Annotated in this window: 12 protein-coding genes and 1 pseudogene; 8 read left to right on the top strand and 5 right to left on the bottom strand. The window is 70.4% G+C overall.

All coding sequences use genetic code 11. From position 1 onward, the window contains the following. Positions 1–305: 305 nt before the first annotated feature. Positions 306–686 carry an NAD(P)/FAD-dependent oxidoreductase gene (locus BN1555_RS31600; protein ID WP_093802571.1) on the top strand — a complete coding sequence of 127 codons (381 nt, stop codon included), beginning with the start codon at positions 306–308 and terminating at the stop codon, positions 684–686. A gap of 168 nt (positions 687–854) precedes the next feature. On the opposite strand, the gene BN1555_RS31595 is transcribed toward BN1555_RS31600, so the two are convergent. After that, a complete protein-coding gene (locus BN1555_RS31595; protein WP_093802569.1) occupies positions 855–1,502 on the bottom strand; it encodes a LysE family translocator in 648 nt (215 codons plus the stop codon). A gap of 405 nt (positions 1,503–1,907) precedes the next feature. Here BN1555_RS31595 and BN1555_RS31590 point away from each other — a divergent pair, with 405 nt between their 5' ends. The 6 genes and pseudogenes from BN1555_RS31590 (at position 1,908) to BN1555_RS31565 (ending at position 6,008) form a co-directional block, all read left to right on the top strand. Then, complete coding sequence (locus BN1555_RS31590) at positions 1,908–2,111, top strand: helix-turn-helix domain-containing protein (protein WP_255306287.1); 204 nt, start codon at positions 1,908–1,910, stop codon at positions 2,109–2,111. Positions 2,112–2,932: 821 nt separating this feature from the next. Then, positions 2,933–4,038: pseudogene (locus tag BN1555_RS31585) on the top strand (YihY/virulence factor BrkB family protein). 29 nt (positions 4,039–4,067) lie between these two features. After that, positions 4,068–4,613 carry a phosphatase PAP2 family protein gene (locus BN1555_RS31580; RefSeq protein WP_093803785.1) on the top strand — a complete coding sequence of 182 codons (546 nt, stop codon included), beginning with the start codon at positions 4,068–4,070 and terminating at the stop codon, positions 4,611–4,613. Positions 4,614–4,900: 287 nt separating this feature from the next. Next, complete coding sequence (locus tag BN1555_RS31575; protein ID WP_255306286.1) at positions 4,901–5,314, top strand: phage holin family protein; 414 nt, start codon at positions 4,901–4,903, stop codon at positions 5,312–5,314. Continuing rightward, positions 5,311–5,742 carry a DUF3618 domain-containing protein gene (locus tag BN1555_RS31570; RefSeq protein ID WP_093802566.1) on the top strand — a complete coding sequence of 144 codons (432 nt, stop codon included), beginning with the start codon at positions 5,311–5,313 and terminating at the stop codon, positions 5,740–5,742. Before BN1555_RS31575 ends, BN1555_RS31570 begins: the two co-directional genes overlap by 4 nt. Beyond that, positions 5,742–6,008, top strand: coding sequence for a DUF4235 domain-containing protein (locus BN1555_RS31565; RefSeq protein ID WP_093802565.1), 267 nt, complete (start codon positions 5,742–5,744; stop codon positions 6,006–6,008). The genes BN1555_RS31570 and BN1555_RS31565 overlap by 1 nt, the downstream gene beginning before the upstream one ends. A 733-nt stretch (positions 6,009–6,741) precedes the next feature. Here the strand turns inward: BN1555_RS31565 and BN1555_RS31560 are convergent. Next, positions 6,742–7,161, bottom strand: coding sequence for a helix-turn-helix domain-containing protein (locus tag BN1555_RS31560; RefSeq protein WP_141662923.1), 420 nt, complete (start codon positions 7,159–7,161; stop codon positions 6,742–6,744). Positions 7,162–7,743: 582 nt separating this feature from the next. Next, positions 7,744–7,887, bottom strand: coding sequence for a hypothetical protein (locus BN1555_RS39235; protein WP_176710192.1), 144 nt, complete (start codon positions 7,885–7,887; stop codon positions 7,744–7,746). Between the two features lie 596 nt (positions 7,888–8,483). Here BN1555_RS39235 and BN1555_RS31550 point away from each other — a divergent pair. After that, positions 8,484–9,380 (top strand): hypothetical protein, encoded by an 897-nt coding sequence (locus tag BN1555_RS31550; RefSeq protein WP_141662922.1) that lies wholly within the window; start codon positions 8,484–8,486, stop codon positions 9,378–9,380. 539 nt (positions 9,381–9,919) lie between these two features. Here BN1555_RS31550 and BN1555_RS31545 read toward each other — a convergent pair. Continuing rightward, positions 9,920–10,891: a pirin family protein gene (locus tag BN1555_RS31545; RefSeq protein ID WP_093802561.1), complete on the bottom strand. Its 972-nt coding sequence runs from the start codon at positions 10,889–10,891 to the stop codon at positions 9,920–9,922. Between the two features lie 42 nt (positions 10,892–10,933). After that, the gene (locus tag BN1555_RS31540) at positions 10,934–13,006 is read right to left on the bottom strand and encodes a prolyl oligopeptidase family serine peptidase (protein WP_093803784.1); all 2,073 of its coding nucleotides are present in this window, start codon (positions 13,004–13,006) and stop codon (positions 10,934–10,936) included. Between the last annotated feature and the right edge of the window lie 28 nt (positions 13,007–13,034).

Genomic DNA, 13,034 nt, shown 5'->3' with positions numbered 1-13,034 from the left:
CTTGCCCGGGTTCCGTCCGGGCGTCCAGGAGATCAACCGGTGGATTCCAGCCATGCGGTGTACCAGTCGCAGAAGTCCGGTCCGGGGGACAAGCCACCCCGGTCGCGGTCGTCGAGCCGGACCCGCCCCGCTCATTCGCCGGTGACGACCGGGCGGAGGGGCACCCCGCAGCCGGCCTCGGTGACAACGGGTGTCCCGCTCACCGAGTAGTCCTGGCTGCCGTTCCCTCCCGGTCCGCCGAACGCCCGGAGGCGGGGGAACGGCGCGGCCGGAAAGGCGGGCTGCCGGTCTTCCGCGCGTTCGTCGTGCGCCGCCCCTTCCTCGTCGACGTCCGGGGCGTGGTCGAGCGGCTGGTGGTGACCGACGGCCGGATACGTGGCGTCGAGCCGGAGAGCGGCCGGATGGCGGACCGGAGGGTGGTGTTCGCCTTCCCTCGGGTGGTGCCCGACGACGCGCTGCCGACCGGCCCGGGTTGCCGTACCGAGAACGGCTGGGTGACCACTGACACCTCGGGCCGCGCCGGCGTGCCCGGTGTGGGGGCGGTGGGCAACGTCGTCGACCCGCGCGCGATGGTGATCACCGCCGCCGGCATGGGCACGGCCGTCGCCTTCGCCCTCGACCACGACCTCGTGGACGAGCAGGTCTCCCACGCCGTCGCCGATCACCGCGCGACCGTTCCGCGGTGATCACGGTCGGCCGGGGAAGTCCACGTCCCCAGGTGGGCGTGGACGGCCTCAAGCAAGGGCTGGTGCGGACGAGTCGGGCCGACGGGCTTCCGGCAGAGCGGTTCGCGGCCGTTGCCGCCCGCGGGTCCCCGGTGCGTATCCCTGCGGCCCTACCGTGCCGCCCTACCGTCAGCTCGCCTTGGACGGACCCGAGGTGTCGGCGGCCAGCGAGACGGCGAGCGCGCCCAGCACGGTGCCCATCATGTAGCGCTGCGCCTTGAGCCAGGAGGGGCGGCGGGCGAGGAAGACGGCGATCGCGCCGGCCGCCAGGACGACGGCGAGGTTGACCGCGACGCTGACGACGATCTGGACCGAGCCGAGAACGATGCCCTGGAGGAGGACGTGGCCCTTGCCCAGGTCGATGAACTGGGGAATGAGCGAGAGGTACATGATGGCGATCTTCGGGTTGAGCAGGTTCGTCATCAACCCCATCGTGAACAGCCTTCCCGGTGAGTCGTGCGGCACGTCCTGTGGGGTGAAAACGGAGACGCCACCCGGCTTGAGGGCGTTCCAGGCCAAGTAGGCGAGGTACGCGGCGCCCGCGAACTTCACCGCGAAGTACAGCTCGGGTACGGCGGTGAAGGCGACCGACAGGCCCAGGTTCGCGGCGAGCAGGTACACCATGAAGCCGAGCGCCACACCGCCGAGGGAGATCGTCCCGGCACGCCTGCCCTGGGTGATGCTGCGGGAGACCAGGTAGATCATGTTCGGGCCGGGGGTGAGCACCATGCCGAGGGCCACCACCATCACGCCGAGGACCCCGCTCAGTTCAACCATGAAAACGCCTCATCCGGTGTTGTGCGGTGCCGCCGTCCCCCGTCACGCCTCGACGGCCTGCCCGAGCCCCTCCGTCCCTTGCCGGGGTTCCTCGTCCGGAGGGCGGCGTCCGACCGATCCGCCGGCCCTGCGGCCTGCTGCGCCGGGAGGCCGCGGACTCCGCGGCGCGTGAGGGCCGCGGGCCGCCGAGACCTGCGACGCGGCGACCGTTTCTCCGTACCTGTGTCAGGCCCTTGCGAGGCCGGCTCGGGGCTGGATCTCCCGGCGCGGCTCGGGCCGGCGAGGTGGTCTCGGACGAAGACGGTGCGGACCGCGCGGCTGAGTTCTTCGCGTGCGAGGACTGAGTACCTCTGCTGTGGGCAGGCGAGTGGAATGGCCGACCTTGGAGAAATTCTGCAAGTAACCATGCGCCGCCGTCGCCTGACCGTACAGGCCCTCGCGGAGCGAACCGGAATCCGTACGCCACGGATCAGGGCGTTCGTGGAGGACGGGGCGAGCGGCCCCGTCCATCCCACTGAGCCGGAGCTGGCCGAACTCGCCGGTGCCCTGGGGCTGCCACTGCCCGACGTCCTTCACGCGGCCCGGGTTCTCGGCAAGGCCCTGGCCTGACACCGTTCTGGTGTTCATGACAGTGATCGCGGTGCTACTGCCGGCGCTCTTCCTCTGCTTGGTGCTTGTGCTGGGCCGATACGAGGAACGCCTGTTCGCGCCCTTGCCTGCCCGACGGCACCGCTACTCCCGCAGAGCCCGGCACGCGCGACGATGAGACAGAAGCCCGCCCCCTGCGCCGAGCCCCTGTTGCCGTTCTCGGGCCGGGCCCTGGCAGAACGTCCGCGCCCGCCCACAGCCCTGCAAGCCGGCGGACGGGCGCGGAAACACACCGGCGGACGCCACACCACGAAGGCGCGTGGCTGTGCGGTCGGCGTCGGCGGTCGTCGTGTCCGGCGACGGTTTCGGGCCTCGGTCCCGACGGCCGGCCGCTCCTGCTGCTCTTCCGTGACCACGTACTGACGCGGCCTCACCCGGCCGGCTTGCCGGCACTCGGTACCGATGTGCAGTCACTCACTCCTCGGAGCGGGCCATCGCACCGTCACCGGAGGGCGCGGAGCGGACCTCGCCGCGGGCCGCTCCGGTGTCGGAGGTGCACTGGTACCCGTATCGGTGCCGGTGCGAGCCCAGCCGCCCTGGCCAGACCTGTTGGCCTGTTGGCACTCTTCTTCCCAGGCGGTGCCGTGGTGCTCGTGGAGACGGTGCTCCTCGACCATGGTGGCCTCGGGGACGAGGGCGAAGAAATCGCTGTGCCGCCGGGGCGCCCGGGGCGCCCGGGGCGCCCGCACGAGACTGCCTCCGTAGTCGCGAGGAGCGACGCCCCAAGCGGAGAACGATGTTCAGGACCCGGCGTTTCCGGTTACCCGGGTGCCATGGCATCGATGAGGCAGCGAAAGCATGACGATACGCGGCACCGGCGGACAGACCGTGGAACGGAGCCGGATTCCGGTACCGGCTCGGAGCCCGGCCCGGACCCGCAGGTGGAGCGCGACGCACCGGACCAACCGACCGAGATGCGAACGAAGTCGTGGTGGGCGGTGCTCAAGCGGACGGTGGCGGAGTTCCAGGACGACGAGCTGGCCGACCGCGCCGCGGCGCTGACCTACTACGGGGTGCTGGCACTTTTCCCCGCCCTGCTGGTATTGGTCTCACTGCTGGGCATCGCCGGTGAATCGGCGACCAAGAGCATTCTGGACAACCTCAAGCAGATGACCCCCGGCTCGGCGCGGGACATCATCTCCAGCGCGGTCACCCAGTTGCAGGGCAACGGCGGCACCGGATCCGTCCTGGCGGTCGTCGGCCTGCTGGGCGCGCTGTGGTCGGCGTCAGGCTACGTGGCCGCGTTCATCCGCTCCTCCAACGCCGTCTACGACATGCCGGAGGGCCGGCCGGTGTGGAAGGTACTGCCGGTGCGGGTGGGCGTCACCTTGGTGCTGATGGTCATGGCGTGCGTCAGCGCACTCATCGTGGTGTTCACCGGCGGACTCGCCCAGCACGTGGGCACGGCACTGGGCATAGGAGACTCCGCGCTGACGGTGTGGTCGATCGCGAAGTGGCCCGTACTGGTCCTTCTCGTCACCATCATGATCGCGCTCCTGTACTGGGCCTCCCCAACGTCAGGGGCCGCGGCTTCGCGTGGGTCACCCCGGGCAGCTTCCTCGCCCTGGTCATCTGGATGATCGCCTCGGCCGGCTTCGCCCTGTACGTGGCGAACTTCGGTTCGTACAACAAGACGTACGGCACCCTCGCCGGAGTGGTCATCTTCCTGGTCTGGCTGTGGATCACGAACCTGGCGGTCCTCCTCGGCCTCGAGTTCGACGCGGAGATGGCCCGCGAGCGCGCCATCATCGGCGGCCACCCCGAACACGAGGAGCCGTACGTCCAGCCCCGCGACACCCGCACATGGACCGACGGCGACCGCAGGGAAATGGCCGGCGACCAGCCCGGCTCCACCGGGCCCCGGCACGCGCCGCTCGGACCGGCGTAGGAACGCGGACGGCGGGGAAGCAGATGATCATGCGTCTACTTCATGACTTCCAGGCCCTCGACCGGCAGCTGACCCGCCGAGCCGCCTCCTGGGACTCGCCCTGGGCCCGGCAAGTCCTGCCGGCGGTGGAGTCCGCAGCGGAGAAAACGAAACTCTGGTGGGGCACCGCCCTGGTCATGGCCGCCACGGGCGGGCACACCGAGCGCAGAGCCGCAGCAGCGGGCCTGGCCGGCATGCTCACCGCACAGGTGATCGGCAACGCGGGGTGCAAGCAGCTGTACGAGCGGCGCAGACCACCCCTGGAGATGATTCCGCACGACGACGCCGAAGACCGGCCGGACAGCTCTTCCTTCCCCTCCGGGCACACCGCGGCCGCCGTGGGCTTCACCGCCACGGTGGCCCTCATCTCCCCCTGGTGGGGAGCGGCCGCCTCGGTCCCCGCCGCGATGGTGGCCGTGGAACGTGTCCACAGCGGAGCGCACTACCCCAGCGACGTCGCGGTCGGTGCCGCCATCGGACTGACCAGTGCCTGGCTGGTCCACCGCGCACCCCGACTGCTCCGCAGACTGCTGTAACCCCTTGTACGGGCTGCCGGGCGCCCGCATGGCTGGACAGAGCACGGGTACGCGGCGAAGAACGCCCCCCGTACCCGATACGAACGGAGAGTCAGGTGTCATGCGCGCCCGCCTGAACGGCATCAACTCCGTGAAACGCAACGCCGACGCGCCCGTCCACGACGTCGCCCAGGGCGTCGGCAGAGGAAGCCGACGCCCTGGGCGCGGCCACCGGCAGGCATGCCGGAGCGCGTCTACGGCGTGTCCCGGCTGAGCATGGAAAGGCAGGTAGGACGATGAGCACGTCCATGGACCCCCCGCCGCGTCAGAGCTTCGAGGCCGAGGCGCCGGTGAGTGAGCTGGTCAAGCAGGCGTCGGAGCAGGTCTCTCAGCTGATGCGGCAGGAACTGCGCCTCGCCCAGGCCGAGATGCAGCAGAAGGGCAAACGCTTTGGGATCGGAGGCGGCCTGCTCGGCGGAGCCGGCGCGGTCGGCTTCCTCGCCCTACAGGCTCTTGCCGCCACCGCGATCGTGGTGCTGAGCCTGATGTGGCCGCTGTGGGTCTCCGCGTTGACCGTGACCGTGGTCCTGGCGGTACTGGCCGCGGTGCTCGCCGCCGTGGGCAAGAAACAGATCAGCCAGGCGAGCCCGCCCGCCCCTGAGCTGGCCATCGACGGCGTCAAGGCCGACGTCGCTGAGATCAAGGAGAAAGCGCACCGATGACCGTCAACCCGCAGGACAACGGCTCCACGCCCACCCCCGAAGAGCTGCGCGAGCAGGTGGAAGGAACCCGCGAGAAGCTCGGTCAGACCGTCGAAGCACTGGCCGCCAAGGCCGATGTCAAAGCCCAGGCACAAGAGAAGGCGGCGCAGGTCAGGAGCCAGGTGCAGGACAAGGCCGCTCAGGCACTGCACCTGGCGCAGGACAGGACCCCGGAGCCGGTCCGTGAGAAGGCCGCACAGGCCAAGGAGCAGATCGCGCAGGCAGCGGCCGCTGTGGCAGACAAGTTCCAGGAGAAGGCCCCGGACCCGGTCCTGGAGAAGGCGTATCAGGCAGCGGAGAGCACGCGCGGCAACCGTGGCCTGCTCATCACCGGAGTCGCCGCACTCGCCGTGCTCGTCCTGGTGCGCCGCAAGAGGAGGGGGCGCTGATGAAAGCGTCCAAGATCGCCTACAAGCCCATCGGCCTGGCGCTCGGCGCCGGCAGTGGCCTCGTGGCCGGTGCCGTCTTCAAGCAGGCCTGGAAAGTCATCAGTCGTGACGAGGACGCCCCGGACGCCACCGACGAGGATCGCGGCTGGCGGGAGGTCCTGCTCGCCGCCACTGCCCAGGGCGCGATCTTCGCCGCCGTGAAAGCGGCCGTCGACCGCGGCGGCGCCACCGCGGTGCGACGCCTGACCGGCACCTGGCCCGGCTGACCCGTCTGCCGGGCTCCAGGTGGGTGCACCCGCCGCCCGGGGGCGAAAGGGCAGCGGGCGGCGGGCACACCCACAAGGATGGCCTCCGGGTAAATACAGTTGGGCGCACTCGCCCTCGGCCGATCCTGCTCGGTACTGCCCCGGGGGTCCGGTCCCCGGGGTGCGGTGGTGCGCGGTCCTGGAGACCCGGAGACCGAAGTCCTGGTGGCGGCGGATTGCCCAACGAGCCCTGGAACAGGCCCTGGACAAGGCCTGGGTGGGCACCGACCGGCTTCATCGTCCGGGTGACCGGCAGACCGGCAGAGGCTGAGCGGTCCGGCACAACGGGCGGCTCCCCCGACGATTGTCGTCGGCGGCCTCGACCCGTTCGCCGAGCCCGGCGCCACTGCGTCGGTCGCCTGCCGGCTCTACCGCATCCCGCAGAACCTGGCCGGTGCCGCCCCGAGCCGGCCGGCTCCGGCAGGGTCTCACGAAAGCCACCAGCACCACAGGAACAGCCCTCGGTTGCTCCTGAGCACGCCTGGGCGCCGGCGGGCCGGTCCGTCGACGTCCAGGCGCGCAGGACCGGCTGTTGTCCTGGCACCGTCCCGGTGCGCGTGGCGATTATCGGCCAGGGCCGGTATTTGCGGTTGCGGTCGGGGACGAGGCCGGTGATGCCTTCGTCACGTGCTGCGGTCGCGTCATGCATGCGTCCAGGCCGCAGGTCATCGGCCCATGACGTGCGGCCTGGTGGTCACGGGCCGTCCCCCTTCGAGGACGCGCGGAGCACCGAGGCGCCCACGGGGGTGAGGGTGTGCAGCACTGTCGTGGCATGCCGGCTGCTGGTGATGAGCCCGGCGTCACGCAGTGCGGTGGCGTGCCGGCTGGCGGACGCCGCGGAGACCCCTGCCGCTCGGGCGATCTCCCCCGTCGTCGCCCCGGTGGCAGCCGCGTACAGGGCTGCCGCCCGGGTCCGCCCGAGGAACGTCGTCAGGGGTACGGACGGTTCGTCGGCGAGCCGATGGTCCGGAGGCGGGGTACCGGCGCGCCGGAGCACCGGGGAGCACAGGACGGGCGGGAGTTCCGGATCGGCGAGGCTGTTCGGAGTGCGCCAGCAGAAGTACGTGGGGATGAGCGTCACACCGCGCCCGTTCAGCCGCAGGTCCCGGTTCACGGGCGGATACTCGACCCGCGGCACGGGCCGTCGCCAGCGCATCATGGGACCCGCACCGCGGAGAAGACGGCAGCTCCTCCGACCCCGACGGGGACGGCTGGGGCTGGGAGAGCAACCGCTCCTGCGTAGTTCGCGGCAGCTCCGCGAACCGCTGACCACTCCCCTGCCGGAGACTGGAGAAGAGTGAACAAGTGCCCTCCCCGTTCGCACCGGGCGGGAGGGCACCACCGGCACCTGGAAAGAACTCATCCCGCTCCTCCGCCTCGCGGCCGCGACGATGTCATCGGACAGCACCGGGAAGTCCGGCTCGCCTCGCGCGGCGGTCACGGGCGGACGCGCGGACATGGGAGCGGGTGCCGCCCCGGGAGCGGGTATCGGCCCGCGGGCGCCGTCCGGCTGTCCGCTGGGGCCGGCACGGGGGTCACCCAGACCCGGCTGCCCACCGCTCGTGTCCAGCGCGGTCATGTCCGGGCCGGCCGGATCCGGATCGGTCATGCCGAAGCCGTCGAAGTCTCTGGTGGCCAGGCCGGGTTCGTCCGGCACCGACATGTCGGAGCCGGGCATGTCGGCGTCGGTCCCCGACTACGCCACCGGTTCCGGTTCCGTGCAGGCCTCGGCGGTTCGGGTGGTGTCCGTGGCGGGCGCGGTCCAGCGCTGCCGCAGACCCAGGCCTGAGCGGAGGGCGTCGGCCAGCTCCGTGGCGGAGCGCGCGGGAATAGCGGACAAGGCCGCGCCTCCCTCCACCGCTCCCGGGGCCGGATCCAAGGACACCTCCAAGAAGGGCTGCAGCAAGGGCGGCACCGGCTCACAAACTCCCGGCGCCAATGCGCAAGGGCTCCTGATCATGCCCGCGGTCCGTGCCAACCCGTGCCGAAACGAAGCGAATCGAGGCAAGGCCACCCCGTCCACGGGCCTGGTCGACGCACTGTCGCTCCCCGGGGCCGCGTCCGGCGGGATCGACTTCTCCAGCATGGGGTTGCGCTATCTGTCCGACCCCGGCGACGGCAGCGGACTGCAGTACTCGTTCAGCGCGGACCGCGACTTCATGAAGGGCGACCCGTGTACGTCCACCGGCCTGACCGCCGCCGACCAGGCTTCAGGCGCCTTCTTCGTCTGGCTGACCCTCAACCCCACCTCATTCTGCGTCAATCTCAATCCCAACGCACCGGACCGGATCGTCGATCACCGGCCCGGGCAGACAGACGCCGGGCGCATCATGCTCGAAGCCGATCTGCGATCGCACCCGGATCCTCTCCGCCCCGGCCTCCGTACACCAGGACGGCGACGCGCTCTACATCCTCGACGCACCCCTCGATGTCCAGATGGAAACCACGTACATGGAGGCGCGCGGCAAGGCGGCAGCGGCCGGGTACCCGAGGACGGACAAGGCCACCGAGGACCGGAACGAGGACTTGTTTCGCACTTTGGTCTTGCCCAAGCTGAAGCATGCCATCAACTACGCACCGCAATACGCCGAACTGCGCCGTGTCTATCTCGCCCGCGTCGCTGCCGAGTGGTATCGAGGGCTGAGCCGATCCAAGGACACGGCCTACGGCGACCTTGTCGACAAGGGTGACGTCACCGACTGGCAGACCGAGACCGATGGGAAGCCCACCGACACCTTCGACCGGTACGCCGACTCCTACTCCAGGGGCGAGTTCAAAGTCACGGAGGAGGAGCAGCGCGGCGATGGCCGTGTCTACGTCCGTACGTATTCCTACGGCGGCGTCGATCTCTCCAAGACCGCCATGAGCAAGGTCTCGAACGACTGCTTCACGGCCGAGCAAGCCACCCTCACCGAGGACATCGACCGTTCACTGGAAGCGCCGGCCGCCAGGGGCGACGACACCGTGTGGCTTGGCACGCCCACGCCACGCCAGGCCGCCGGGCTCGGACCGCCTGAAGATCCCCTGTCCACAGGCGAGGTGGCGCTGCGCCTGCTTCCGGTGCCACTGGCGTTGCTCGGCGTCCTGCTGTGCTGGCGCAGGCGGAGGCTCAACGCCCCCGGTGTCCCAAGCTCCCCGCGACTCACGGCCACCGGCACCCACAGTCCCCAGACGCCCGGAGCGCCCCAGGCGCCCGCAATGGCCCAAGACCATTGCGTCGCGCAGCAGTTGCCAAACGATCACGCGAGAACCCGCACAACACCTCCCGATGATGTTGTCAGACCACAGCTGTGGCCGGGACCTCCTCAAGGCGCAGGGAGCCGGAGTCCGTGAGATAGCGCGGCGGACGGGCCGGGCTCCTTCGAACCGCCTTCGGGACGACTGACTTATTCCAACCCCGCACCGGAGCATCCCCGCGTGAGCGGAAGTGAACCGAAGCCGATGCGTCAGATCGTCGGCGGTCAGGACCGGGACCTCACCAGCGCCCCGAGTGACGATCCACATGCCGACGCGGGCCGATCTTGTCGGGATTGCACCCTTAGGTTTCCCTCGTGCGCACCGGTGCCCAGAAGCCGGCATGGCCTCATCGCCGCGCTGCCGGCATCGGCGCCGTCAGTCATGACGGCGAGACAGCGACGGCTGCCGCCCCCCGACCGCACCGACCACCCCGGTATATGCCAGACACCCCGTCAGCGAAGTCGGCATTGAGTCAGCATCGGGTCTACCGAAGCCGCCTGCATACGACCACACCTTGGACTGCCAACCACCTTTCACAGGAACCATGAACGACGCCGATCCCATGATTCCGCTTCGCGGCTACCGGGCCACACCCCTCCGCTACAGGCGCGCCCATCCAGGCTCATCAACACAGGTCAGTGCAGCCGCCTGCGCGGTTTCAGCGCCACCGTCGGGAGTTCGGGCGCGGGCAGGCGGTCGCCGGCGTAACCGTGCACCTCGCCGAAGCGGGTGCCCTCCATCCAGTCCTTCCGGGCCTGCACGATGTCCTCGTGGGAACGGCCGATGAAGTTCCACCACATGATGATTTCCTCCTCGAACGGAGTTCCGCCGAGCAGGATTGTCCGGGCGGTGTCGTCCGACTCGTTCGTCAGCGTCAGCCGGTCGGATCCGGTCGGGAGGCAGCCCAGTTCGGCCGGGTTCAGCACGGTGTCGGCCATGCGGATCCTCCCGTGGTCGACGAGAAGGCCGTGCTCGAAGGCGGGGTCCAGGGCGAGCGTGGCCGTCGCACCCGGATCGAGGACGATTTCGGCACCGAGCAGCGGGGTGAACGTCCGCACCGGGGAGACCGCTCCCGCGAGCGTGCCCAGGAAGACCCTGATCCCGGCCCCGCCGGTCCGCACAGGGGTGGGAACGTAGTGCTGGAAGTCCGGTTCCGTGTGCCGGTGCTCTTCGGGCAGCGCCACCCACAACTGCACACCGTGCAAGGCGGTGGTCCGCTCGGTCGAGACCTCCGAATGGCTGATCCCGTACCCGCCCGTCATGAGGTTCAGCTCGCCCGGCCGTACGAACGCGTGGCTGCCCAGGCTGTCGCGGTGCTCGATCTCCCCGCTGAACAGCCAGCTCACCGTCTGCAGGCCGGTGTGCGGATGTGGGGCGACGTCCATGCCGCCCGTCTCGGCCACATTGTCGGGGCCGTAGTGGTCGGCGAAGCACCAGGCGCCGATCAGCGTCCGGGCGCGCTGTGGCAGCGTACGGCGTACGGTCATCGCCCGCGGACCGCCCAGCGGGACGTCACGCGGGGAGAGGACCTCGATCCCCGGCACCCGGCCATCGCCCTCCGGTCCTCCGCAACGCAACTCAGTGGGCTTCACTTCGACGTTGCTCACCGCGTACCGCCTCCCAACGAAAGAATGGTTGCAAGTTCAACATTACTCACCGTCCAGGTGAGTCGCGCCCGGCCGGCCGGAGGCCGACCGGACCGGTGGTGCGAGGTGCTGCCACAAGAAGGTGTGCACCAGGGCTTTGTTGTGGGCCGACTGTTCGTTGTCGCTGGCGCCTGCGTGGCCGCCGCCGGTGTTCTCGTGGAGCAGGACCGGGTGGCCGAGTTCGCGCAGCCGTGCGGCCGTTTTGCGGGCATGGCCGGGGTGGACGCGGTCGTCACGGGTGGAGGTCATCAGGAGGACCGGCGGGTACGTCCGGTCCGCGGTGAGCCGGTGGTAGGGGGAGAGCGCACGGAGGTGGGGGCGGTCGGCTTCGTTGTCCGGGTTGCCGTACTCGGCGATCCAGGACGCGCCGGCGAGGAGCTTGTGGAAGCGGAGCATGTCCAGCAGCGGTACCTGGGCGACGATCGCGCCGAACAGCTCCGGGCAGCGGGTGAGCATCGCGCCCATGAGCAGGCCGCCGTTGCTGCCCCCCGCGGCGCCCAGCATGCCCGGGGTGGTGATGCCCCGCGCGACGAGGTCCGCGGCGACGGCCGCGAAGTCCTCGAAGGCTCGCGGCCGGTCCGCGCCGAGTGCGGCCTGGTGCCAGTCCGGCCCGTACTCGCCGCCGCCCCGGATGTTCGCGATCACGTAGGTGCCGCCGCGCTCCAGCCACGCCCGGCCCGTCACCGCGCCGTAGAAGGGGGTGAGGGAGACCTCGAAGCCGCCGTAGCCGTAGAGCAGGGCGGGGCCGGGGCCCGTGGGGCCGCGGTCGGGGCCGATCACGAAGTACGGCACCCGCGTGCCGTCCCGGGAGGTCGCGAAGAACTGCTCCACCGCCAGACCGTCCGTGTCGAAGCGGGCCGGAGCCTGCTTGAGGACCTCGGTGTCGGCGCCGATCTGCCCGCGGTAGAGGGTGGAGGGCTGCAAGAATCCCGACACATCCAGGAAATACTCGTCGGAGACGTCCGGGTCCGTGTCCACGACGGTGACCGCGGACAGCGTCGGGACGTCCGCGAGCGGCTTGCGCGCCCACCCGCCGCCGGAGACCGGGGTGAGGACCTCGATGTGGGTGCTGACGTCGCGCATCGTCTCCAGGATCAGATGGCGGCGGGTCCACGAGTGCCCGGCCAGAGCCGTCCGCTCGTCCGGTGCGAACAGCACCTCGGCGGTGCGGTCGCCGGCCAGGAAGGCGTCGAAGCCGAACGCCAGCAGGGAGCCCGCCCGGTGTCCGAGCCAGTCGGACTTCGGGGTGACGATCAGATACTGGCGATGGGCGTAGGCGCGGGCGTCGTCGGGAACGTCGATCTTCACGAGCGTGGCGTCGGGGGCGAGGAGGTACACCTCGCTGCGGAAGAAGTCCAGCGAGCGGCCGACGAAGTCCCGCTCGAAACCGGGTGTGGCGTCGTGCCGGCCCCAGGCCGACACGTCTTCCGCCCCGGCCTCGAAGACCAGAGCGGCTTCCTCCAGCGGCGTACCGCGCCGCCACCTGCGCACCGTACGCGGATAGCCCGCGTCGGTCAGCGAGCCGGGCCCGCAGTCCGTGCCGACGAAGACGGTGTCGGCGTCGACCCACCCGATCCGCGTCTTCGCCTCCCCCACCTGGAACCCTCCCGCGACGAAAGTCCGGGTGCCGAGGTCGAACTCGCGGACCACAACGGCATCACCACCGTCGCGCGACAGGCACACCAGTGCCCGGTCGTAGTCGGGACGGCGTACCCGCGCACCGGCCCACACCCACTTCTCGTCCTCCGCGGCGGCGAGCGCGTCGACGTCGAGGAGGACCTCCCACTCGGGAGCGTCCTTGCGGTACTGCTCCAGCGTCGTACGCCGCCACACACCACGCACGTGGTCGGCGTCCTGCCAGAAGTTGTAAAGGAACACTCCGCGACGGATGGTGTAGGGGATGCGGTCGGAAGCGTCCAGCACCTCCCGCAGGCGCTCCTTCAGGGAAGCGAACCCGGCGCCGGCGGCCAGCGCGGCCTCCGTCTCGGCGTTCCGCCCGGCCACCCACTCGAGCGCCGCCCCACTCTCAACGTCTTCCAGCCACAGGTACGGGTCGTCATCGATCACAATCCGAATTGTGCAGGCCCGGAGCGCGCGGCGAGAC

The sequence above is a fragment of the Streptomyces sp. Wb2n-11 genome, from assembly GCF_001049855.1.
GTDB classification, from domain to species: domain Bacteria; phylum Actinomycetota; class Actinomycetes; order Streptomycetales; family Streptomycetaceae; genus Streptomyces; species Streptomyces altiplanensis.
This window is presented reverse-complemented; position numbering and strand designations above follow the sequence as displayed.

What these genes read in the sequence shown, in the direction of transcription:
- BN1555_RS31590 (WP_255306287.1), top strand. Translation starts at nt 1,908, where the DNA reads ATGCGCCGCCGTCGCCTGACCGTACAGGCCCTCGCGGAGCGAACCGGA.
- BN1555_RS31570 (WP_093802566.1), top strand. Translation starts at nt 5,311, where the DNA reads ATGACCGTCAACCCGCAGGACAACGGCTCCACGCCCACCCCCGAAGAG.
- BN1555_RS31550 (WP_141662922.1), top strand. Translation starts at nt 8,484, where the DNA reads ATGGAAACCACGTACATGGAGGCGCGCGGCAAGGCGGCAGCGGCCGGG.
- BN1555_RS31575 (WP_255306286.1), top strand. Translation starts at nt 4,901, where the DNA reads ATGGACCCCCCGCCGCGTCAGAGCTTCGAGGCCGAGGCGCCGGTGAGT.
- BN1555_RS31565 (WP_093802565.1), top strand. Translation starts at nt 5,742, where the DNA reads ATGAAAGCGTCCAAGATCGCCTACAAGCCCATCGGCCTGGCGCTCGGC.
- BN1555_RS31580 (WP_093803785.1), top strand. Translation starts at nt 4,068, where the DNA reads ATGCGTCTACTTCATGACTTCCAGGCCCTCGACCGGCAGCTGACCCGC.
- BN1555_RS31595 (WP_093802569.1), bottom strand. Translation starts at nt 1,502, where the DNA reads ATGGTTGAACTGAGCGGGGTCCTCGGCGTGATGGTGGTGGCCCTCGGC.